Source organism: Saccharothrix sp. NRRL B-16314 (genome assembly GCF_000716595.1).
GTDB lineage: Bacteria > Actinomycetota > Actinomycetes > Mycobacteriales > Pseudonocardiaceae > Actinosynnema.
In genome coordinates this window covers 192,040-213,270 of the sequence record NZ_JNXC01000002.1, presented here as the reverse complement: position 1 = coordinate 213,270, position 21,231 = coordinate 192,040, and the positions used below count along the sequence as shown (strand labels likewise).

At 70.7% G+C, this 21,231-nt stretch carries 21 protein-coding genes and 1 pseudogene; 13 read left to right on the top strand and 9 right to left on the bottom strand.

The features are described 5' to 3' along the window. The first annotated feature begins 60 nt into the window (after positions 1–60). Positions 61–435 (top strand): HesB/IscA family protein, encoded by a 375-nt coding sequence (locus OQ02_RS05930; RefSeq protein WP_033437228.1) that lies wholly within the window; start codon positions 61–63, stop codon positions 433–435. A 124-nt stretch (positions 436–559) separates the two neighbouring features. Here OQ02_RS05930 and OQ02_RS44710 read toward each other — a convergent pair whose 3' ends face one another. Then, the gene (locus OQ02_RS44710; RefSeq protein ID WP_197043224.1) at positions 560–730 is read right to left on the bottom strand and encodes a hypothetical protein; all 171 of its coding nucleotides are present in this window, start codon (positions 728–730) and stop codon (positions 560–562) included. Between the two features lie 70 nt (positions 731–800). Next, positions 801–1,976: an MFS transporter gene (locus OQ02_RS05920; RefSeq protein ID WP_231499890.1), complete on the bottom strand. Its 1,176-nt coding sequence runs from the start codon at positions 1,974–1,976 to the stop codon at positions 801–803. 81 nt (positions 1,977–2,057) lie between these two features. On the opposite strand from OQ02_RS05920, the gene OQ02_RS05915 reads away from it, so the two are divergent. After that, entirely contained in the window at positions 2,058–2,513 is a 456-nt protein-coding gene (locus tag OQ02_RS05915) for a MerR family transcriptional regulator (RefSeq protein ID WP_051771911.1), read from the top strand. On the opposite strand, the gene asnB is transcribed toward OQ02_RS05915, so the two are convergent. Beyond that, positions 2,495–4,423 (bottom strand): asparagine synthase (glutamine-hydrolyzing), encoded by a 1,929-nt coding sequence (gene asnB / locus OQ02_RS05910; protein WP_033437226.1) that lies wholly within the window; start codon positions 4,421–4,423, stop codon positions 2,495–2,497. The two genes, OQ02_RS05915 and asnB, sit on opposite strands and share 19 nt — an antisense overlap. Positions 4,424–4,632: 209 nt before the next feature. On the opposite strand from asnB, the gene ctaC reads away from it, so the two are divergent. Then, positions 4,633–5,565: an aa3-type cytochrome oxidase subunit II gene (gene ctaC / locus OQ02_RS05905; protein WP_197043223.1), complete on the top strand. Its 933-nt coding sequence runs from the start codon at positions 4,633–4,635 to the stop codon at positions 5,563–5,565. A gap of 12 nt (positions 5,566–5,577) precedes the next feature. Then, positions 5,578–5,994 carry a cytochrome c oxidase subunit 4 gene (locus OQ02_RS05900; protein ID WP_033437225.1) on the top strand — a complete coding sequence of 139 codons (417 nt, stop codon included), beginning with the start codon at positions 5,578–5,580 and terminating at the stop codon, positions 5,992–5,994. 56 nt (positions 5,995–6,050) lie between these two features. On the opposite strand, the gene OQ02_RS05895 is transcribed toward OQ02_RS05900, so the two are convergent. The 4 genes and pseudogenes from OQ02_RS05895 to OQ02_RS05880 all read right to left on the bottom strand — a co-directional run. Continuing rightward, on the bottom strand, positions 6,051–6,716 hold the full coding sequence (locus tag OQ02_RS05895; protein ID WP_033437431.1) for a lysophospholipid acyltransferase family protein: 666 nt from the start codon (positions 6,714–6,716) through the stop codon (positions 6,051–6,053). A gap of 148 nt (positions 6,717–6,864) precedes the next feature. Then, positions 6,865–7,920, bottom strand: a complete 1,056-nt coding sequence (gene trpD / locus OQ02_RS05890) for an anthranilate phosphoribosyltransferase (protein ID WP_033437224.1) — start codon at positions 7,918–7,920, stop codon at positions 6,865–6,867. A 7-nt stretch (positions 7,921–7,927) separates the two neighbouring features. Beyond that, entirely contained in the window at positions 7,928–8,338 is a 411-nt protein-coding gene (locus OQ02_RS05885; RefSeq protein WP_033437223.1) for a chemotaxis protein CheY, read from the bottom strand. 49 nt (positions 8,339–8,387) lie between these two features. Further along, positions 8,388–8,780: pseudogene (locus tag OQ02_RS05880) on the bottom strand (hypothetical protein); the annotation flags it as partial. Positions 8,781–8,863: 83 nt separating this feature from the next. Between OQ02_RS05880 and ctaE the strand changes: the two are divergent. The 5 genes from ctaE (at position 8,864) to OQ02_RS05855 (ending at position 13,689) form a co-directional block, all read left to right on the top strand. Then, positions 8,864–9,472 (top strand): aa3-type cytochrome oxidase subunit III, encoded by a 609-nt coding sequence (gene ctaE, locus OQ02_RS05875; RefSeq protein WP_081915417.1) that lies wholly within the window; start codon positions 8,864–8,866, stop codon positions 9,470–9,472. A 44-nt stretch (positions 9,473–9,516) separates the two neighbouring features. After that, positions 9,517–10,326 carry a cytochrome bc1 complex diheme cytochrome c subunit gene (gene qcrC / locus OQ02_RS05870; protein WP_033437221.1) on the top strand — a complete coding sequence of 270 codons (810 nt, stop codon included), beginning with the start codon at positions 9,517–9,519 and terminating at the stop codon, positions 10,324–10,326. After that, complete coding sequence (gene qcrA, locus OQ02_RS05865) at positions 10,323–11,447, top strand: cytochrome bc1 complex Rieske iron-sulfur subunit (RefSeq protein WP_033437220.1); 1,125 nt, start codon at positions 10,323–10,325, stop codon at positions 11,445–11,447. The genes qcrC and qcrA overlap by 4 nt, the downstream gene beginning before the upstream one ends. Then, on the top strand, positions 11,444–13,114 hold the full coding sequence (gene qcrB / locus OQ02_RS05860; RefSeq protein ID WP_033437219.1) for a cytochrome bc1 complex cytochrome b subunit: 1,671 nt from the start codon (positions 11,444–11,446) through the stop codon (positions 13,112–13,114). The genes qcrA and qcrB overlap by 4 nt, the downstream gene beginning before the upstream one ends. An 86-nt stretch (positions 13,115–13,200) precedes the next feature. After that, positions 13,201–13,689, top strand: coding sequence for an HAD domain-containing protein (locus OQ02_RS05855; RefSeq protein ID WP_033437218.1), 489 nt, complete (start codon positions 13,201–13,203; stop codon positions 13,687–13,689). A 103-nt stretch (positions 13,690–13,792) separates the two neighbouring features. Here the strand turns inward: OQ02_RS05855 and OQ02_RS05850 are convergent, their stop codons facing one another. Both OQ02_RS05850 and OQ02_RS05845 read right to left on the bottom strand, forming a co-directional pair. After that, positions 13,793–14,077, bottom strand: coding sequence for an Lrp/AsnC family transcriptional regulator (locus OQ02_RS05850; RefSeq protein ID WP_033437217.1), 285 nt, complete (start codon positions 14,075–14,077; stop codon positions 13,793–13,795). Positions 14,078–14,119: 42 nt separating this feature from the next. Further along, positions 14,120–15,823 (bottom strand): DEDD exonuclease domain-containing protein, encoded by a 1,704-nt coding sequence (locus tag OQ02_RS05845; protein ID WP_033437216.1) that lies wholly within the window; start codon positions 15,821–15,823, stop codon positions 14,120–14,122. A 152-nt stretch (positions 15,824–15,975) separates the two neighbouring features. Here OQ02_RS05845 and OQ02_RS05840 point away from each other — a divergent pair, with 152 nt between their 5' ends. From OQ02_RS05840 to OQ02_RS05825, 4 genes are all read left to right on the top strand, one after another. Continuing rightward, positions 15,976–17,334, top strand: coding sequence for an NYN domain-containing protein (locus tag OQ02_RS05840; protein WP_081915416.1), 1,359 nt, complete (start codon positions 15,976–15,978; stop codon positions 17,332–17,334). Positions 17,335–17,632: 298 nt separating this feature from the next. Next, entirely contained in the window at positions 17,633–18,673 is a 1,041-nt protein-coding gene (locus OQ02_RS05835) for a C40 family peptidase (protein WP_033437215.1), read from the top strand. Between the two features lie 64 nt (positions 18,674–18,737). Further along, positions 18,738–20,021: a hypothetical protein gene (locus OQ02_RS05830; RefSeq protein WP_051771904.1), complete on the top strand. Its 1,284-nt coding sequence runs from the start codon at positions 18,738–18,740 to the stop codon at positions 20,019–20,021. A gap of 25 nt (positions 20,022–20,046) precedes the next feature. Next, entirely contained in the window at positions 20,047–21,177 is a 1,131-nt protein-coding gene (locus OQ02_RS05825; RefSeq protein ID WP_033437214.1) for a glycosyltransferase family 4 protein, read from the top strand. Positions 21,178–21,231 lie beyond the last annotated feature (54 nt).

Here is a 21,231-nt window from a genome sequence, read left to right as displayed (position 1 = left end):
GCGGGTGCTTCCCGTGTTTGCCCGGAATAGATGCCCGCAAAGGACCTCTGAGGGAGAGCCATGACGACCGCTCAGGACGCAGTCACCTCGACTCCTGACGCCCCGCCGACCCACGGTGTGACGCTGACCGACGCGGCAGCCGTGAAGGCGAAGGCGCTGCTCGACCAGGAGGGGCGCGACGACATGCACCTGCGCATCGCCGTCCAGCCCGGTGGTTGCGCGGGGCTGCGTTACCAGCTGTTCTTCGACGAGCGCACGCTCGACGGTGACGCGCTGCGTGACTTCAACGGCATGAAGGTCGCCGTCGACCGCATGAGCGCGCCGTACGTCGAGGGCGCGGTGATCGACTTCGTCGACACGATCGAGAAGCAGGGTTTCACCATCGACAACCCGAACGCCGGCGGTTCGTGCGCCTGCGGCGACTCGTTCCACTGATCGACCGCTGGAACCGCAGCGACCACGGGAAGGGCCCTCGCCACGCGGCGAGGGCCCTTCCCGTTTGCGGTAGGACGGCGAAAGGCCCCCGCCGGTTGATGGCGGGGGCCTTCCGCTGCTCGGGTCAGACGTAAGCGTCCAGGTCCGCGACCTGCGCGTAGTTGGCCTCGTCCACCTGCCACGGCCGCGCGGCCCGCGGTGCGGGGAGGGACCTGCCCTCACCGCGCAGCTCCTCCGGCAGGTCGGTGCAGTCTTCGATCAGCTGGTCCAGCGTGTCCGGCTCGATGTTCCTCACCACGCGACCGTAAGCGTGCAAATCGCTTGACAAAAGCCCTACCGGACGGTAGCTGCTCGTCCGGCCCAGCTCACACGTGCGCGGCGAGCGGCACCGGGGTCGGGGTCGCCAGACGCGCGGTCACCTTGCCGAGCACCAGGGCCACCGCCAGGCCGAGGACGGTCGACACGCCGCCGACGGTGCCGACCCACTGGAGGCCGAGTCCGCCGGTGAGCACCGCGCCGCCGAGCACGGGGCCCAGCGCCGCCGCCACGTTGAACGCGGAGATGTTCACCGAGGCGACCAACCCGGCCGCCGAACCCGCCTGCCCCATCAGGTACGTGTGGACCAGCGGACCGGCGGTGAACGCGCTGGCGCCGAGCACGAACACGCTCACCACGGCGCCCACCTTGCTCCCCAGCATCGGACCGTGGGCGAGCAGCATCACGCCGAGCACGCCCAGCGGGATCGGCAGGACGCGGGCGATGCTGTGCATCGGTACCTTGCCCGCCAGCGTGCTGCCGACGAGCGTCCCCACGCCGTAGACGAGCAGCACACCGGTCACCCAGCCCGGCTCGAACCCGGTCACCTCGCGCAGCGCGGGCGCGACGTACGTGAACGCGGTGATCAGCCCGGTGAACGACAGGACCGTGGTGGCCAGGCCGAGCAGCACGGTCCGCCGGCCGAACGCGAACAGGCTGGCCCGCACACCGGGGTCCGGCTGGTGCGCGACCTTCGGCGTGCCGAGCACGACACCGGCGAAACCGATCGCCGTCAACGCCGCCACCAGCACGAACGACGCCCGCCAGCCGTAGTTCTGGCCGATCAGCGTGCCCAGCGGGATGCCGAGGATGGTGGACAGCGCGACACCGTTGACGACCTTGGCGATGGCCGCGGTCTGCTTCTCCGGCGGCACGGCGGCGATGGCGATCTGCGAGGCCACCGCGAAGAACAGGCCCTGGGCCAGCGCGGCGACCATGCGCGCGACCATGAGCAACGCGTAGTCGTCCGCCAAGGCGCTGGCCACCGACGCCACGAAGGCCAGCGCCATGACGGAGATCAGGAGCGTGCGGCGCGCGATGCGCCCGGTGAACACGGTGAGCACCGGACCGCCCACGGCGACCGAGACGGCGTAAGCGGTCACCAGCAGGCCCGCGGTCGGCACGTCCACGCCGAGGTCCGCGGCGACCTCGGGCAGGACGCCGACGATGATGAACTCGGACGTCCCCACGGCAAAAGCGCTGAGCATCAGGATGAAGGCGATCACGGGGACGACGCTAAAGTGTGACACTGACGTCAGGGTCAAGGTTGCGTGATCGAAGGCTCTTTACGGCAGGGGTGGGAATAAGTGCTGATCGGGGAGCTCGCGGAGAAGACCGGCGCCACGGTGCGCATGCTGCGCTACTACGACCAGCACGGACTGCTGACGCCGCAGCGAACGGAAAGCCGCTACCGCGTCTACGAGGAGTCCGATGTGGAACGCGTGCGCAGCGTCCGCTGCCTCATCAACTCCGGCCTGAACGTCCGGCTGGTCCGGCTGGTGCTCGCGCACGCGTTCGACCAGGACGTCCAGCTACCCGAGGACGAGGCGGGCTGCGTTCCGCTGCTGGAGATGCTGACCGGCGAACTGTCGTCCATCGAGGCCCGGATCGAGCAGCTGACCCGCAGCAAGGAGCACCTGACCAAGCTCGTCGGTGACGTGACTCGGATCATGGAGGGCAAGGTCGTCGGTGACGCGGCGAAGGCCCTCGGCACGTGTGTCGAGGGCCTTCGCAGTGGACAGCGTCAGAGCTTGACGGGGTAGTGCGGCTCGGGCACGACCGGGCGGATCCGGCCCTCCACGAAGATCCCGTGCCAGATCATGAACACCAGCAGCGCCCAGATCCGCCGGCTGTGGTCCGCCACACCCGACCGGTGCTCTTCGATGACCCGCAGCACCGCGTTCTTGTCGATGTACTGGTCGGTCTGCGACTGGCGCACGTGCTCCACCGCCCAGTCGTGCATCTCGTCCTTCAGCCAGTGCCGGATCGGCACCGGGAAGCCCAGCTTGCGCCGGTTCAGCACGTGCGCGGGCACGATGTCGCGGATCGCCCGGCGCAGCGCGTGCTTGGTGGTCTCCTTCGTGAGCTTCAGCTCCGAGGGCACCTGCGACGCGATCCGGAACACCTCCGGGTCGAGGAACGGAACCCGCAGCTCGAGCGAGTTCGCCATCGTCATCTTGTCGGCCTTGACCAGGATGTCGCCGCGCAGCCACGTGAACAGGTCGACGTGCTGCATCCGCGTCACCGGGTCCCAGCCCTCGGACTCCCGGTACACGTGCGCCGTCACGTCCTTGTGCGACACCTCGGGGTTGTACGTGCGCAGCACCTGCTGGACCTGGTCGTCCATGAAGATCCGGGCGTTGCCGTAGTAGCGCTCCTCCAGCGTGAGCGCGCCACGCCGCAGCAGGTCCTTGCCGCGCACGCCCTGAGGGATCTTCGTGGACACCTTGCCCATGGCCTTGCGCAGCGCGCCCGGCACTTTCTCGAACGGCGCCAGCGACAGCGGCTCGCGGTAGATCGTGTAACCGCCGAACAGCTCGTCCGCGCCCTCACCCGACAGCACGACCTTCACGTGCTGGCGAGCCTCGCGGGCGATGAACCACAGCGGCACCAGCGCCGGGTCCGCCACCGGGTCGTCCAGGTACCAGGTGATCAGCGGCAGGGACTCCATCATCTCCTGCGCCGTCACCGCCCGGACCACGTGCTTCACGCCGATCGCGGCGGCCGACTCGGCGGCCACGTCGATCTCCGAGTAGCCCTGCCGCTCGAACCCCGTGGTGAACGTGACCAGGTCCGGGTTGTGCTCCTTGGCCAGCGCCGCGACCACGGTCGAGTCGATGCCGCCGGACAGGAACGAGCCGACCGTCACGTCCGCGCGCATGTGCTTGGCAACCGAGTCGCGCAGCGCCTCGGTGATCTCGTCGTACAGCCGGTTCTCGTCCGCGTCGCCGCGCACCGCGCGCGGCCGGAACGTGGCCGGGAAGTAGCGCTCCACCACCGGCTTGCCACCCGGCGTGACCGTGAACGACGTGCCCGACTCGATGCGGTGGACGCCGGTCTGCAACGACTCCGGCTCCGGCACGTACTGGAGGATCAGGTAGTGCTGGAGCGCCTTCAGGTCCACCTTCGGCGTGATGCCGATCGTCGGCGCCAGCTCCAGCACCGACTTCTTCTCGCTGGAGAACGCCACACCGCCCGGACCGACCGCGTAGTACAGCGGCTTGATGCCGAACGGGTCGCGCGCGCCGAACACCACCCGGCGCGCCTTGTCCCAGATCAGGAACGCGAACATGCCGCGCAGCCGGCCGACCGCGGCCGGGCCCCAGTAGTGGTAGGCCGCCACGATCGTCTCGGTGTCGCCGTCCGTGGCGAACACCGCGCCGAACTGCTTGGTCAGCTCCGCGCGCAGCTCCACGTAGTTGTAGATCTCGCCGTTGAACAGGATCGCGTACCGACCCTGCTGGTCGTGCGGACCCCAGTGCAGGGGTTGGTGCGAGTGCTCGATGTCGATGATGGACAGGCGGTTGAAGCCGAAGACGACCTCACCGCCCTGCCAGGTGCCACTCTCGTCGGGGCCGCGGTGCCGCTGGCAGCGCAGTGCCCCAGCCACCGCCGAGCGCGCCCGCTGGGCCTCGATCTCACCAGGGCAAACCAGTCCTACCAGGCCGCACACGCCGTAAACACCCTTCGTGTCGTGTGGAGAAGAGTCCAGTATGCCGGGGGGTGGGTGTGTGACCGAAACTGCACTGCGCGGGTACGGCCCCCGAGGGGTGACGCGCCGTGCGCTGGGCTACGCTCCCGCATGATCCGGCATGGGGTGAATTGCACCCCTGCCTGCGAGCTTGTGAGTAGCGGTCGAAGGCAACGAGGAGGCGGCGAGCAGTGGGCCTGAAGGAGGGCACCAGGGCAGCCCGGCTGGCGAAGGTCGGCGGGCTGGTCGGCCTGGTCGGCGTCGGGGCCACGGGTTGCTCCACGGAAGAGGTGCTGCGCTTCGGCTGGCCGGTGGCCGTGACGCCGCAGGCCGAGGCGATGCGCGAGCTGTGGACGTGGTCGGTCGTCGCGGCGCTCGCGGTCGGCGTGATCGTGTGGGGCTTGATCCTCTGGTCGGTGGCGTTCCACCGCAAGAAGAGCGAAGAGCTGCCCCGCCAGGTCGCCTACAACCTGCCGCTGGAGCTCGTGCTGCTGGTCGTTCCGACGATCATCGTCGCGGTGTTGTTCTACTTCACGGCGGTGACGCAGAACTACGTCACGGACAAGTCCAAGGCGCCCGACGTCACGGTCGACGTGATCGCGTTCCAGTGGAACTGGGAGTTCCAGTACCCCCAGTACAAGACCGAGGCCGCGAGCCTGCCCGTGAGCACCGTCGGCTCGTCCGGCGAGATCCCGCTCCTGGTGGTGCCGCAGGGCAAGTCGATCCGGTTCAACCTGCGGTCGACCGACGTCATCCACTCGTTCTACGTGCCGGAGTTCCACTTCAAGCGGGACGTCTTCCCCGAGCCGGAGAAGAACAACCAGGACAACTCGTTCCAGATCGACCAGATCGACCGGACCGGGTCGTTCGTCGGTCGCTGCGCCGAGCTGTGCGGCGTGTACCACGCCGTGATGAACTTCGAGGTCAGGGCGCTGGAGTCGGCTGATTTCGACCGTTACATCGAGTTGCGGCAGCAGACGAACGCGGCGACCGGGCAGCCGTACACGGCCGCTCAGGCGCTGACCGAGCTGGACTGCGGCGAGCTGTGCACGCCGCACGCCGTGACGACCAGGCCCTTCGACACCGACCGGACCGTCCGCGAGGCGTCCGGCGGCGGGAAGTAGGAGGACGCTGCGATGAAGGTCGAAGCACGCATTTTTGACTTGGTGATGGCGTTCTCGTTCCTGATGGCCGTCGTGTACGGCTACTGGACGTGGGCGGACACCGGCTTCGTCGAGCCGACCGGCACGGTGGCGCTCGCGCTGTCCGGCGGGTTGGCGCTGATCGTCGGCACGTACTTCCGGTTCGTCGCCCGGCGCATCGAGGTGCGGCCCGAGGACAACGCGGACGCCGAGGTCAGCGACGGCGCCGGCGAGCTGGGCTTCTTCAGCCCCGGCAGCTACTGGCCGATCGGCCTGGCGGCGGCTGCCGCGACGGCCGGCCTGGCGTTGGCGTTCTGGCACATCTGGCTGCTGGTGATCGCGGTCGTGATGGTGCTGATCGCCGTCGGCGGCCTGGTGTTCGAGTACCACACCGGTCCGGACCACGACTGACGTCGACTTTCGACGGGGGCCACCTTTCGGGGTGGCCCCCGTTTTCGTTCCCGGGGTCAGGCCGCGTTCGAGGTCTGGTAGGTGTCCACGTACTCCTGGCCGGACAGCTCCAGGATGCGGTAGACGATCTCGTCGGTGACCGAGCGGAGCACCGGCAGCGACTCGTGCATGCCCGCGTAGCGGTCGAAGCGGAGCGGCGCGCCGAACCGGATGGTGACCGGGCGGATGCGCGGGACCTTGCTGTCCACGGGCTGCATCTTGTCGGTGCCGATGAGGCCGACCGGGACGACGGGTGCGCCGGACTCCAGCGCCATCCGCGCGACGCCCGTGCGACCGCGGTGCAGCCGGCCGTCCAGCGAGCGCGTGCCCTCGGGGTAGATGGCGAACGCGCCGCCTTCGGCCAGGATGCCCGTGGCGGTGTCCAGGGACGCCCTGGCGGCCCTGCCGAGGCCGCGGCGGACGGGAACGTGGCCCAGGGAGCCGAAGAAGTACCGGGAGAGGGCTCCCTTGACGCCCTTGCCCTCGAAGTACTCGGCCTTGGCGAGGAACGAGACGCGGCGCGGTACGACCATCGGGATGACGATGCTGTCGATGAACGACAGGTGGTTCGGGGCCAGGATCACCGGACCGTCGGCGGGGACGTTCTCCAGGCCCTCGACGGTCGGCCGGTAGACCAGCCGCGCCGTGGGCGCCACCACTCGCTTCATCACCGTGTAGAGCATGGTCACAGCATGACCGGCCGCCGTTACCCCGTGGTGAAAAGGTGGCCGTCGTCTCCGACCTGGTACCGAGGGGTGTGCACAGCGGGGCCCGCCCCGCGGATTGTGCACAGCGGCGCGGTCACACCGGAGCCGGTGGTCGGTGTGGCGGTCAGGCGTCCGAGAGGGTCGCCATCAGCTCGGTCGAGCGCGCGGCCCACTTCCGCAGCAGGTCGGACGCCGCGCCGGAGTCGATCGCCTCGGCGGCCCGGCCCATCGCGTTCGCGAGGTCCGCGTGCAGGTCACCGGACAGCCCGATGTGCGTCGCCAGGGCGCCGGCCGCGTTGAGCAGCACCGCGTCCCGCACCGCACCCGGCTTCCCGGCCACCAGACCGCGCACGACCTCCGCGTTGAACGAGGCGTCACCGCCCTTGAGGTCCTCGGGCAGCGCCGGGGCGATACCGAGCGCCGACGGGTCGATCCGGTCCGTCCGCACCTCGCCGCCGTCCACCACCCACACCGACGTGGTGGTGGTCGTGGTGATCTCGTCCATCCCGTCGTCACCGCGCACGACCAGCGTCGTGTTGCCCCGACGCGCGAAGACCCCCGCGACCAGCGGGGCGAACGCCACCCGCGCGCACCCGACCAGGCCGACCTTCGGCTGCGCCGGGTTGGTCAGCGGCCCGAGCAGGTTGAACGTGGTCGGGATGCCGATCTCCGCCCGGGGCGGGCCCGCGTGCCGGAAACCGGGGTGGAACACCCGGGCGAAGCAGAAGCCGATGCCCAGCTCCGCCACGGTCTGCTGCACGCCCAGCGGCGGCAGCCCGATGGCCACGCCCAACTCCTCCAGCACGTCCGCCGTGCCGCACTGCGACGACGCCGCGCGGTTGCCGTGCTTCACCACGGGCACGCCTGCGGCGGCCGTGACGATCGCCGCCATGGTCGAGATGTTCACCGACCCGGAGTTGTCACCACCCGTGCCGACGATGTCCGCGGCACGTCCTTCGACGGTGAACCGGCGGGCGTGGCTGAGCATCATCGTCGCGATGCCGTCGACCTCTTCGGGCGTCTCGCCCTTCGCCCGCAGCGCCACCGCGAACGCGGCGATCTGGGCCGGGGTGGCGGCGCCGGACATCACTTGGTCCATGGCCCAGGCCGTGTCGTCCTGGGACAGGTCGACCCGGTCGATGAGCCGGTTCAGCAGTAGCGGCCAGGTGCGCTGCTCCACAGCGTCCTCAGCCCCGGACGACCGGCAGCACCGTCGAGCGCAGCACCTCGGCCACGGTCTCGGCGGCGGCCAGCGGGTCGAGCGGGTGCACCAGCACCGCGTCCGCCTGGGACCACGTCGCCAGCCACCGGTCGTCCTTGCGGCGCACCGCCACCACGATCGGCGGGCAGTCGGTGATCTCGTTCTTCAGCTGCCGGGACAGGCCCATGCCGCCGGTCGGCTGCGCCTCGCCGTCCAGGATCGCCAGCTCGACGCCACCCCGGTCCATCTCGTACAGGACGTCGGCGACGGAACCCACCTCGACGTAGTCGACGCGACCCAGGTCGGGCGCGGGACGGCGGCCCACGGCAGTGATGATCGTCTCACGCACCTCGGGGCGGTGGCTGAACACCAGGATCCTGGTCGTCTGCGTGCTCATCGGCGCGGTCCTCCGGGTCGGGGTGCGAGGTGACGAAGATGTTATCCGGCCCACTCCCCGCGACTTGCAGTGCGTCCCACCCGATCCAGTCACCGCCCAGCCGCTGCGCCAGGCCCGCCATCCGGGCCCGTTCCTGGGCGCAGTGCAACGCGTCCAGCCGCTGCACCCGCAACGCGTGCCAGCGCCCCTCGAAACGCAGCTCCCAGCCGTCCTGCGCGAGCAGCTCCCGCGCGCGTTCCACCTGGTCAGGCGGCAGGTCGAGGTGGTGCCGCAGCACCGCGTCCCGGTCCGCCCGCCACCCCGGCGACCGGGCCAGCGCGGCCGAATCGGCCTCCGCGAGGTCGAACGCCTCGACCACCACCGCCAGCCCCGGTGAATCGATCTCCAGTGCGCGTACACCCCGCCGTGCGACGCGATCACGCAACCGGCTCAACAACCCCATGACGTCCTCACCGCGCGTGTGACCCAGATGACCTGCGGACGTGCCCCGGACCCGATGGGCGGAGCGAAATCCTGCAAGCAATAATGCGTCGTGTGACAACGGCAGCGCCCTCCATCGGCCAGCGCGTGCACTCGCTGAACCGACCGAACATGGTCAGCGTCGGCACGATCGTCTGGCTGTCCAGTGAGCTCATGTTCTTCGCTGGGCTCTTCGCCATGTTCTTCACGGTGAAGGCCCAGAACGAGGGGCACTGGCCACCAGAGCCGACCCACCTGAACGTGCCTTACGCACTGTTCTTCACGATCATCCTGGTGGCTTCCTCGTTCACGTGCCAGTGGGGCGTGTTCGCGGCCGAGCGGGGTGACGTGTTCGGTCTGCGTCGCTGGTACATCGTGACGCTGATCATGGGTGCGATCTTCGTGGCCGGCCAGGCCGGTGAGTACGTGACCCTCGTCAGCGAGGGCACGACCATCCCGGCCTCGGCCTACGGCACCGTCTTCTACCTGACGACCGGCTTCCACGGCCTGCACGTGATCGGTGGTCTGATCGCGTTCGGCTACCTGCTGGTTCGCACGAAGCTGAGCAAGTTCACGCCCGCGCAGGCAACCTCCGCGATCGTCGTGTCGTACTACTGGCACTTCGTCGACGTCGTCTGGATCGGCTTGTTCGCCATCATCTACATCGTGCCCTGACCAGCTCGAACCCCGAACTCACACCAGCAAGGGTTGCCGCACACATGACCACCAACACCACACGGGCCCGGAAGCGCGGCACGAAGCTGCGCAGGCGGATCTCGGGTCTGCTCGCGCTGGGCTTCGCGCTGCTGGCCGCCGGTTTCCTGTTCAGCGCCCTCGCGCCGCAGCCGCAGACCGCCCAGGCGCAGGACGACCCGGCGCAGGTGCGACTGGGCGAGCAGCTCTACAACAACGCCTGCATCACCTGCCACGGCAGCAACCTGGACGGCGTCCAGGACCGCGGCCCCAGCCTCATCGGCGTCGGCGAGGCGGCCGTGTACTTCCAGGTGTCCTCGGGCCGCATGCCGATGGCGCGCCAGGAGGCGCAGGCCCAGCGCAAGCCCGCCAAGTTCACGCCGGAGGAGGTGGACGCGCTCGGCGCGTTCATCCAGTCCCGCGGCGGCGGCCCGCAGACCCCCGAGGAGCGCGGCGAGGCGCTGCGCGGCGAGGACCCGGCCCGAGGCGGTGAGCTGTTCCGGCTCAACTGCGCGGCGTGCCACAACTTCACCGGTCGCGGCGGGGCGCTGTCGTCCGGCAAGTTCGCACCCGAGCTCGACGGCGTGTCCGAAGAGCACCTGTACACCGCGATGCTCACGGGTCCGCAGAACATGCCGAAGTTCTCCGACCGGCAGCTCACGCCGGAGGAGAAGGAAGACATCATCGCTTACATCAAGTCGGTGACCGACGGGAACAACAACCCCGGCGGCGCCCCCCTCGGCGGCCTCGGGCCGGTATCGGAGGGTCTGATCGCGTTCATCGTGGGTATCGCCGCCCTGATCGGCGTGACCCTCTGGATCGGAGCCAAGGCATGAGCGGCGTGAAGCCGAACGAGCTGCCCGACGAGGCGGAACTCGCCGGGATGAGCCGGGAAGAGCTGGTCAAGCTCGGTGCCGGCATGGACGGCGTCGAGCTGGTCCACTACGAGGACCGCTGGCCGGTCAAGGGCACCCGCGCGGAGAAGCGCGCCGAGCGCCAGGTCGCGCTGTGGTTCCTGATCTCCGCGCTCTCCGGCCTCGCGTTCCTGGTCGCGTTCATCTGGTGGCCGTGGAAGTACGAGGCGCCGCACTCCACCAACCACCTCCTGTACAGCCTGTACACGCCGGTCATCGGCTTCACGCTCGGCCTGTCCGTGCTGGCCGTCGGCATCGGCGCCCTGCTGTACACGAAGAAGTTCATCCCGGAGGAGCTGGCCGTCCAGCAGCGCCACGACGGCGGGTCGAGCGAGGTCGACAAGGCCACGATCATCGCCGAGCTGGCCGACGCGGGCGAGCGCTCCACCCTGGGCCGTCGCGGGCTCATCAAGAAGACCGCCGGTCTCGGCATCGGCGTGCTCGGCCTGGGCGTCACTGCCGTCCCGCTCGGCGGTCTGATCAAGAACCCGTGGGCGGACAGCGACTCGAAGGACTCGCTGTGGCACACCGCGTGGAAGTCCGAGAACGGCGAGAAGGTCTACCTGCGCCGGCACACGGGCAACTTCCACGAGGTCGCGCTGGTGCGTCCGGAGGACCTGGACGCCGGCGGTTTCGAAACGGTGTTCCCGTTCCGCGAGTCGGAGCGTGAGGACGAAGAAGCCCTGGTCCACGCGTTGAAGCGGGCCGACAGCCCGGTCATGCTCATCCGCCTGCGCCCGAACCAGCCGGTGGTCAAGCGGGCGGGCCAGGAGGACTTCAACTACGGCGACTTCTACGCGTACTCGAAGATCTGCACGCACCTCGGGTGCCCGACCTCGCTGTACGAGCAGCAGACCGGCCTGCTGCTCTGCCCCTGCCACCAGTCGCAGTTCGACGTCTTCCACTACGCCAAGCCGCGGTTCGGTCCGGCAACTCGTGCCCTCCCGCAGCTTCCCATCACGGTTGACGAGGACGGATACTTGATTGCCCGCAGCGACTTCATCGAGGCTGTGGGTCCGGCGTTCTGGGAGCGTAAGTCATGAGCGGAATCACCACGCCGACGAAACGGCAGGGCCTGATTTCCCGCGCCGCGGGTGGCACCGCGAAGTGGGCTGACGACCGGTACCACATGGCCGGTGGCGTGCGGCGACAGCTGAACAAGGTGTTCCCGACCCACTGGTCGTTCCTGCTCGGCGAGATCGCGCTGTACAGCTTCATCATCCTGTTGCTGTCGGGCACCTACCTGGCGCTGTTCTTCGACCCCTCCATGGAGGAGGTCGTCTACAACGGCAGCTTCGTGAACCTCCAGGGCATCGAGATGTCCCGGGCGTTCGAGTCGACCCTGCACATCTCGTTCGAGGTGCGCGGCGGCCTGTTCGTGCGCCAGGTCCACCACTGGGCCGCCCTGCTGTTCATGGGCGCGATCGTGGTGCACATGTTCCGGATCTTCTTCACCGGCGCCTTCCGGCGTCCGCGTGAGATCAACTGGGTCATCGGCATCGTGCTGTTCATGCTGGGCGCGATCGAGGGCTTCCTCGGCTACTCGCTCCCCGACGACCTGCTGTCCGGTACGGGCCTGCGCGTGATGGCGGCGCTGCTGATCTCGTTCCCGGTGGTCGGCACGTGGATCAACTGGCTGGCGTTCGGCGGCGAGTTCCCCGGGATGGAGATCATCCCGCGGCTCTACACGCTGCACATCCTGGTGATCCCGGGCATCATCCTGGCGCTCATCGCGGTGCACCTCGGCCTGGTCTGGTACCAGAAGCACACGCAGTTCCCGGGTGTGGGCCGCAAGGAGAGCAACGTCGTCGGCGTCCGCATCATGCCGGTGTTCGCGGCCAAGGGCGGCGGCTTCCTGGCCATCGTCGTGGCCGTCACCGCGATCATGGGCGGCATCTTCCAGATCAACCCGATCTGGAACTTCGGCCCGTACAACGCGGCGCAGGTGTCGGCGGGCGTGCAGCCCGACTGGTACATGGGCTGGACCGACGGCCTGATCCGGCTGTGGCCCGCGTGGGAGCTGTACCTGGGCAACTACACGGTGCCGGCGGCGTTCCTGCCGTTCCTCCTGGGCCTGCCGCTGCTGACCGGTCTCGCCGCGGTGTACCCGTGGATCGAGCGCAAGCTGACCAAGGACTACGCGCACCACAACCTGCTGCAGCGCCCGCGCGACGTGCCGGTCCGGACGTCGCTGGGTGCGATGGCGATCTCGTACTTCATGGTGCTGCTGCTCTCGGGCGGCAACGACATCATCGCGATGAAGTTCGACATCTCGCTGAACGCGATGACGTGGATGGGCCGGATCGGCATGCTCCTGGTGCCACCGATGGCGTACTTCATCACCTACCGCATCTGCATCGGTCTGCAGCGCGCGGACCGCGAGGTGCTGGAGCACGGTGTCGAGACGGGCATCATCAAGCGCCTGCCGCACGGCGAGTTCATCGAGGTCCACCAGCCGCTCGGCCCGGTGGACGAGCACGGCCACCCGCTGGCCCTGGAGTACCAGGGTGCTCCGGTGCCGAAGAAGATGAACAAGCTGGGTTCGGCGGGCCACCCGGTTCCGGGCAGCTTCCTGACCCCGGACGCACCGGAGGAGACCGCAGCCCTGGCCCGTGCGCGTGCCGCGCGCGGCGTCTCGGCCGACTCCATGACCGGCGAGAACAAGCCCGCGGGCGAGCTGGCCGGCAAGCCGTCGCAGCCCGAGGACTGATCGTTCGTCTGTCGGAGAGGCCCCGCACCTGCCCGGTGCGGGGCCTCTTCGCGTGTGAAGGGCTGTGTGCGGGCTAGGGTGCGGCGGTGCCCAGCCTGGACCGGCGTCCGCTGCTCTTCCTCGACGTGGACGGACCGCTCATCCCGTTCGGCGGTTCCGGATACCCGACTCACGGGACGGCCGCGGCGAACCCGCTCCTGACCAGGGTCGACCCCGGTCACGGGCCGAGGTTGGCCGCGTTGGCGTGCGAGCTGGTCTGGGCGACGACGTGGTTGGAGGAGGCGAACGAGGCCGTCGCGCCGCGGCTCGGTCTACCGCCGCTCCCGGTGGTGGCGTGGCCTGAGCCGTCCGAGGACGACGAGCCCGCCGGCCTGCACTGGAAGACCCGCGCCCTGGTCGACTGGGCGGACGGTCGTCGCTTCGCGTGGGTGGACGACGAGATCACCGACGCGGACCGCAGGTGGGTGGCCGCGCACCACCGGGGCGGCGCGCTGCTGCACCGGGTCGACCCGCGGCAGGGCCTGACGGCGGCCGACTTCACCGCGCTCGACGGGTGGTTCCGGCGCGAGCGCTGAACCGCCGGCCGTGCCGGGGCGCGTGCTTCGCAGCCGCGGTCAGTCGGGCACGCGGTCAGTCGGGCACGCGGTTACCGGGTCACACGGTCAGCGGGCCACGCGGTCAGGCGTCGTCGAGGCCGATGGCGAACGCCGCGTCCGTGTCGCGCTTCGAGTACGACCGGAACGAGATGTGGGTGTCGGTGTTCAGCACGCCGGGCACCTTGGAGATGTGGCCGGGCACCAGGTCGGCGAGGTCCTCGTGCTTGGCGACCTTGACGAGGGCGATCAGGTCGACGTCGCCGGCGCACGAGTAGACCTCGGTGACGCCCTCGATGTCGGCGATCGCCTGCGCCGCGTCCGGAATGCTCTCGGCGGCGGCCTGGATCAGCACGATCGCGGTGATCACAGCGGTCCTCCACAAGTCGTCGGGGTATCGACCGCCCACATGCTAGTGGCCCGCCATCCGGTACTGGTCGCGACCGGCCTCTGCCCGCGCCACCCAGTCGCGCCACGCACCGGCGGCGAACGCGGGCGAGCTCCACGGCTGCTCGCAGTGCACGAGCCGGGTGCCCGGCCGGTCCAGCCACCGCAGCACCACGCCGACCTCCTCGGCGGGCGCGCCGAACAGCGGACCGTCACCCGGGATCACCGTCTCGGCGGACGCCACCAGCGCGTCCACCACCGGCATCGGGCGCACGCCGCGCCGCGCCACCCCGGCCGAGGCCAACCGCCCGTGCCGCACCACGGCGAACTCCCACCCGCCGGACCCGTCGGGCCGCGCCGCCACCACCTCGGGCAGCGCGGCCAGGCCGGCGAGCCGTTGCGCCCGATCCAGCGAACGCACCAACGACGACATGCGGTCACGGCGGGTGGCGGCGTCCTCGAAGCGGTGGGCGGCGGCCAGCGCGTCGATCTGCGCGGTGAGCCCGTGCAGGGGCGTCACGTCCGCCCCGCCGACCAGCCGCCGGAACGCCTCGGCGGCGGGGGAGTACTCGTCCACCGACTGCCGTCCCGCGCACGGCGCCTTGCACCGCTCCAACTCCAGCAGCGCGCACGGCGTGGCGGACGCGTTGCGCGCCGGGATGCGCAGGGAGCACGCCCTCAGCGGCACGGCCTCCAACATCGCCTCCAGGGCCGCCTCGGCGAGCCTCCGCGACCGGAACGGCCCGAGCGCGCCGTCCCGGGGCGTGCGGACCACGGAGAGGCGCGGGAACGCCTCCTCGGTCAGCACGAGCCACCACGCCTGCCCCTGGTTCTTGGAACGCCGGTTGTAGGCCGGCTTGTGCGCGGTCAGCAGCCGCAGCTCCCGGACCTCCGCCTCCAACGGGTGCGAGCACTCCACCGCGTCCACCCGTACCGCCAGCGAGACCATCTCCCGCAGCCGCTTCCGACCCTCGCTTGCGGTGAAGTACTGCCGCACGCGCCGCCGGAGGTCGGACGCCGTGCCGACGTACAGCACCTCCTCGGACGGTCCGCGGAACAGGTAGACGCCGGGAGTGGACGGCAGGTCGGCGGCGAGCGTCCGCTTGCGCCGCTGCGCCGGCGTGACCTCGGGCAGGTAGGCGACCAGCTCCTCCAGCGAGTGCACCCCGACCGACCCGACCCGCTCCAGCAGGTGGTGCAGCACCTCGACGGTCGCGCGGGCGTCGATCAGCGCCCGGTGGTTCGGCTGCACGGACACCCCGAACAGGTGCGCCAGCGCGGACAGCCGGCAGCTCGGCGCCTCGTCCCGGCTCAGCACCCGACGGGCGAGCTTCACCGTGCAGACGACGGTCGGCTTGGGCCACGGGTACCCGTGGCGGGCGCAGGCGGCCTTGATGAAACCGACGTCGAAGCCGGAGTTGTGCGCCACCAGCACCGCCCCGGCGGCGAACTCGAGGAACGCGGGCAGCACCGTGCCGAGCCGCGGCGCGCCGGTCACCATCAGCTCGGTGATCCCGGTCAGGGCCACCACCTGCGGCGGGATGCCGCGTTCGGGGTCGACGAGCGTCCCGAACTCGCCGATCACCCGCCCGCCGCGCACCTTCACCGCGCCGATCTCGGTGATCGCGTCACCGTCGGCCCGCCCGCCGGTGGTCTCCAGGTCGAACACGACGAAGGTGACCTCGCGCAGCGGGGTGCCCAGTTCGTCGAACGTGAGCTGAGTAGTCATGGCGGGCGCACGGTATCCGCCACCACCGACAATGTTGACGTCCGCTGCTCCGCGGACGGGGCCCGGTCGCCCGGCCGCCGGTCGTCCGCGACCTCGCGGTACGGGCCGACGCCGGAGGGGGCGCAGTCCGGGAGAGGCCTTAACCTGTACTGATGCAGGACCCGATCGCGCCGGCGAACAGTGCCGACGACCTGGGGGGCGAGGACCCCGAGCAGGTCGTCGAGTCCACTGTGGACTGGTCCGCGCTGCCCGAGCCGCTGCGGTCGCGGCTCGCCGAGCTGAGCGCGGATGCGTTGGGGGACTTGGCGAAGGTCGACGTGCCGCAGTCCCTTCGCGCGGTGGCGAGGTTCGCGCCGACGAAGCGCGCGCGGCTGGGCGGCCCGGTGTTGCTGAGCGGCTTGAAGTCGTCCTCGAACTTCCGCGCCGCCGTCGTCGAGTGGCTCCGGCGCAACCGGCCGGCGGCGCTGGAGGTCACGTCGCCGGACCCGGTGGCGGCCGGCGCGGCGGCGGTCCTGCAGGGCGACGAGCTCGCGGCGCACCTCATCGAGCTGATCGGCCGGCGTGCGGCGGACGCGTCGCTGCGGTCCGAACGCGACCTCGCCGTGCAGCGCGCGGAACGTCTCGACGCGGAGTTGGAGCGGCTGAAGGCGGAACGGGCCGAGGCGGGCGGCGTGGCGGACAAGATCCGCGAGGAGGCCGACGTCGAGCTGGAACGGCTCCGCAAGCGGTTGCGGGAGCAGGGCGTGCGGCTGCGCGAGGCCAAGGACCGGGCCGAGTCGGCGGCGGCCGAGGTCGAACGGGTGCGGGCGGGCGCCGACGCCGAGGTGCGCCGGTTGGCCGCCGAACGGGACCGCGAGCGCGAACGCGCCGAGCACGAGCGGGCCAAGGCGCAGCGGGCCGTGGCGGACGCCGACGTGGCGCGGCAGTCGGCCAAGGAAGCCCGTCAGGCCGACGAGGTGCGGTTGGCGCTGCTCGTCGACACCCTCGACGGCGCGGTGAACGGCCTGCGCCGCGAGCTGGCCCTCGGTGGCGCCGGCCCGCGGCCCGCGGACCTCGTCCGGGGCGCGAGCGCGGCGCAGGGCGCGGTCGGGCGGGTGGAGGACCCGGCGGCGTTGGACCGGCTGCTGGCGCTGCCCGCCGTCCACTTGATCGTGGACGGCTACAACGTGACCAAGACCGGCTACCCGGAACTGTCGCTGTCGGATCAGCGGGACCGGTTGGTGCACCAGTTGGCCGTGTTGGCGGCGCGCACCGGCGCGGAGGTGACGTTGGTGTTCGACGGCGCCGGAGTGGTGGCCGTGCCGACGTCCGCGCCGCGCGGAGTCCGTGTGCTGTTCAGTGATCCGGGCGTGTTGGCGGACGACGTGATCAGGGCGTTGGTGACGGCCGAGCCGGAGGGCCGTCCGGTCGTCGTGGTGACGTCCGATCGGGCGGTGGCCGATTCCGTCCGGCGGCGGGGCGCGCACCCGGTGCCGTCCGCGGTGCTGCTGGCACGTTTGGGCCGGGTGTGACACGAATCGTGTTTTTAACACCACCGGCGGTCACACGACCAGGTCACAGCTAGGCCGTTTGGGAACGCTCGGTTTCCCGCAACGATTTCCTTGCCCCGCCAGTGGACTCTGGGGCTCACTTTTCGTAACCTAGCCGAGATCTCGCGGCGAGCATGCGGTCCATCCTGGGCGGCGACGCGGGTTCACCGCCGAATCGGCCTGTCGGGGAGCCGAGCCGGAACTCGATCACGAGTCACTTGTCGGGCTGCTCCCTGCGCCCGATCGGCAGGCGGTTCACACGAAGGAGACACACGCGACTGTGGCGTCGCAACGACTCAAGCGCGGCCTGCGCGGGGCGATGGCGGCCACGGCGGTGGCCGCTGCCGCGGTGGGCGCACTGCCCGTACCCGCCGGAGCCCAGCCGAACACCCCCGCGAACGCCTCCGAGGCGCTGAAGAAGTACAACGAACTGGCCGAGCAGGCCACCAAGCTCAACGAAGAAGTCCTGCGCGCGGAGGAGAACCGCGCCGCCAACCAGGCGAAGCTGGACGAGGCGAACGCCGCCCTCGCCCAGGCGACCCAGGCCGGCGACCAGGCGAAGGTGGACGAGGAGAACTTCCGCGTCCAGGTCGACAAGCTCACCGAGGCGTCGTTCGAGGGCGCCCGGTTCAACCAGCTGTCGGCCTTGCTGGTCTCCGACTCCCAGCAGGACTTCCTGAACCGCATGTCGGCGCTCGGCGTGCTGGCTTCGGACAACGAGGAAGCCCTCGACCGGCTCTCCGGTGCGGTCGCCGCCGCTGACGACGCGCGCCAGAAGGCCGCCGCCGCACAGGGCGCCGCACAGGCGGCGACCGACGAGGCGGCCCGGATCGCCGAGGACCTCACGAAGCGCAAGAACGAGCTGGACGGCCAGGTCACCGAGGTCAGGACCCAGCTCAACCGGCTGACCGCGCAGGAGCGCACCGTCCTGCGCGACCCGGGCGAGACGCCCAACGTCGCCGTGCCCGCCGGTGCGGCGGGTCAGGCCCTCCAGTTCGCGCTGGACCAGATCGGCGACATGTACCAGTACGGCGCGACGGGCCCGAACCTCTGGGACTGCTCGGGGCTGACGTCGAAGGCCTACGCGGCGGCCGGTGTGGCCATTCCGCGCACCTCCGGCGGTCAGGCGGGCGCGGGCCGTGCGGTCAGCCGCGGTGAGGTCACGGCCGGTGACCTGATCATCTACAACGGCGGCATGCACGTCGGCATGGCGGTGGACAACGGTCGGGTCGTGCACGCGTCCACCGACGGCGTCCCGGTCAAGGTCGTGTCGCTCGAAGCTCCGGGCAGCATCTACGCCATGCGGCGCATCGCGGGCTGACAGCGGTCGTCCGGCAGGGCCATCCTGGACGTCGGGGTGGCCCTGCCGATGACTTTGGAGGCTCGTGAGCCGCTATCGGGTCCTGCTGGCCGCGCTGGTGGCCGTGACGTTCCTCGCCGGACTGGGCTTGGCCGCGGTCCCGGTGAGCCCGTCCGCACCTTCGGCGTCCGCGGACACCGCCGCGTCACCGCGCGCGGACGCGATCCGGTCCCTGCTCGAACGCCGCGCGCGGGCGGTGCTGGAACGCGACGAGACGGCGTTCACCGCCGACCTGGACCCGTTGGCAGACCCCGCGTTCCGGCAGCGGCAGCGCGACCTGTTCCGCAACCTCGCCGCCGTGCCGCTGGCCGAGTGGGACTACCTCGCCGAGTGGGACTCCGGCGCGCGAGGCGAGGCCGACCTCTCGTCGCTCGACCTGCCCGCCGCCGACGAATCATGGGCGCCGGACGTGCGGCTGTCCTACCGGCTGCGCGGCGTGGACGCGGAACCCAGCAGCCAGGGCATGGCGTACCTGTTCACCAAGCGCGACGGCAAGTGGCACCTCAACTCCGACACCGCCCTCGAACCGATCGGCAAGCGCACCTGGCGCGGGCCGTGGGACTTCGGGCCTTGCCAGGTCCTCACCGGCACCGGCGGGTTCGTGCTGAGCCACCCCGGCGGTGAGGCGCTGGCCGCACGGGTGCTCGCCGAGTTGGACGACGCGGTGGCGGCGGTGACCGAGGTGTGGGGGCCGGCGTGGTCGCGCCAAGTGGCCGTGCTGATCCCGGCGGGTGTGGACGAGATGCGCGCGCTGGTCGGACCCGGGTTCGCCACCGGGTCGATCGCGGGCGTCGCGGTGGCCGACCGGGTCGACCCCGACACGCACACGGCCCGTGGTCAACGGGTGGTGCTGAACCCGGACAGCGCGGGCGCGTTGTCGCCGTTGTCGCTGGGGGTGCTGCTGCGGCACGAGATCACGCACGTCGCCGCGCGCGGTGAGACCGTGGACGGCGCGCCGATGTGGGTGCTGGAGGGTTTCGCGGACTACGTGGGGTACCGGCGCAGCGACGTGCCGCCGCGCAAGGCCGCGCCGTTGCTGGCGGCACAGGTCCGGCAAGGGCTGCCCACCGCGTTGCCGGCGGACGCCGACTTCCGCGGCGGTGCGATGGAGCTGGCGTACCAGCAGTCGTGGTCGCTGAACCTGTACCTGGCGTCCACTTTGGGCGAGCCGGGGCTGGTGCGGCTGCACCGGCGGCTCGCGCGGGTCGGTGTGTCCGAAGTGGACGGTGTGTTGCGCGAGGTCACAGGGCAGGACACGGCGGGGTTGGTGCGGGGGTGGCAGGACTTCCTGCGGCAGGCGTTCGGGTGACGAGGTGGTCCCGTAACGTGGGTGCGTGCGTCGGACCCTGTTGGTGACCAATGACTTCCCGCCCCGGCCCGGCGGCATCCAGGCCTACTTGCACGCGTTGGCCGTGCGGCTGCCCGAGTTGGTGGTGTACGCGCCGTCGTGGGAGTCGCCTTCCGGCTCGCACCCGGAGTTCGACGCCGTGCAGCCGTTCGAGGTGGTGCGGCATCCGGGGACGTTGATGCTGCCCACGCCGGACGTCCTGCGGCGGGCGTCGGACATCCTGCGCGGGGCGCGTTGTGACGCCGTGTGGTTCGGGGCGGCGGCTCCGCTGGCGTTGATGGCGTCCCGGCTGCGGGCGGCGGGCGCTTCGCGGGTGGTGGCGTCGACGCACGGGCACGAGGTCGGGTGGTCGATGCTGCCGGGCGCGCGGCAGGCGTTGCGGCGGATCGGGTCGGACGTGGACGTGGTGACGTTCGTGAGCCGGTACACGCGGTCCCGGTTCGCGGCGGCTTTCGGGCCGCTGGCGGCGTTGGAGCACTTGCCGTCCGGTGTGGACACGTCGGTCTTCGCGCCCGACGCGTCCGCTCGGGAATCGCTTCGGGCGCGGTACGGGTTGGGCGACCGGCCGGTGGTGGTGTGCGTGTCGCGTCTCGTGCCGCGGAAGGGGCAGGACGTGCTGGTGCGGGCGTTGCCGGAGATCCGGCGGCAGGTGCCCGACGCGGCGTTGCTGCTGGTGGGCGGTGGGCCGTACCGGGGGACCTTGGAGCGGTTGGCCGCGTCGGTCGGGGTGTCGGAGCACGTGGTGATGACCGGGTCCGTGCCGTGGGAGGAACTGCCGGGGCACTACAACGCCGGTGACGTGTTCGCCATGCCGTGCCGGACTCGCGGGCGTGGGCTGGACGTCGAGGGCCTCGGCATCGTGTACCTGGAGGCGTCGGCCACCGGGCTGCCGGTCGTGGCGGGGCGTTCGGGTGGTGCGCCGGAGACCGTGCGCGACGGCGTGACCGGCCGTGTGGTCGACGGTCGTGCGGTCGAGGAGGTCGCAAACGCCGTCGCCGCGCTCCTGGCCGACCCCGGCACCGCCGCGAAGATGGGCGCCGCCGGACGTGAGTGGGTCACGTCGAGCTGGCGCTGGGACGTCCTGGCCGACCGCCTCGCCGGCTTGATCAACTCCTGAACGTTCAACTCACCCGTCCCGAACGTAGGACTCACGCGTCCCGAACGTAGGACT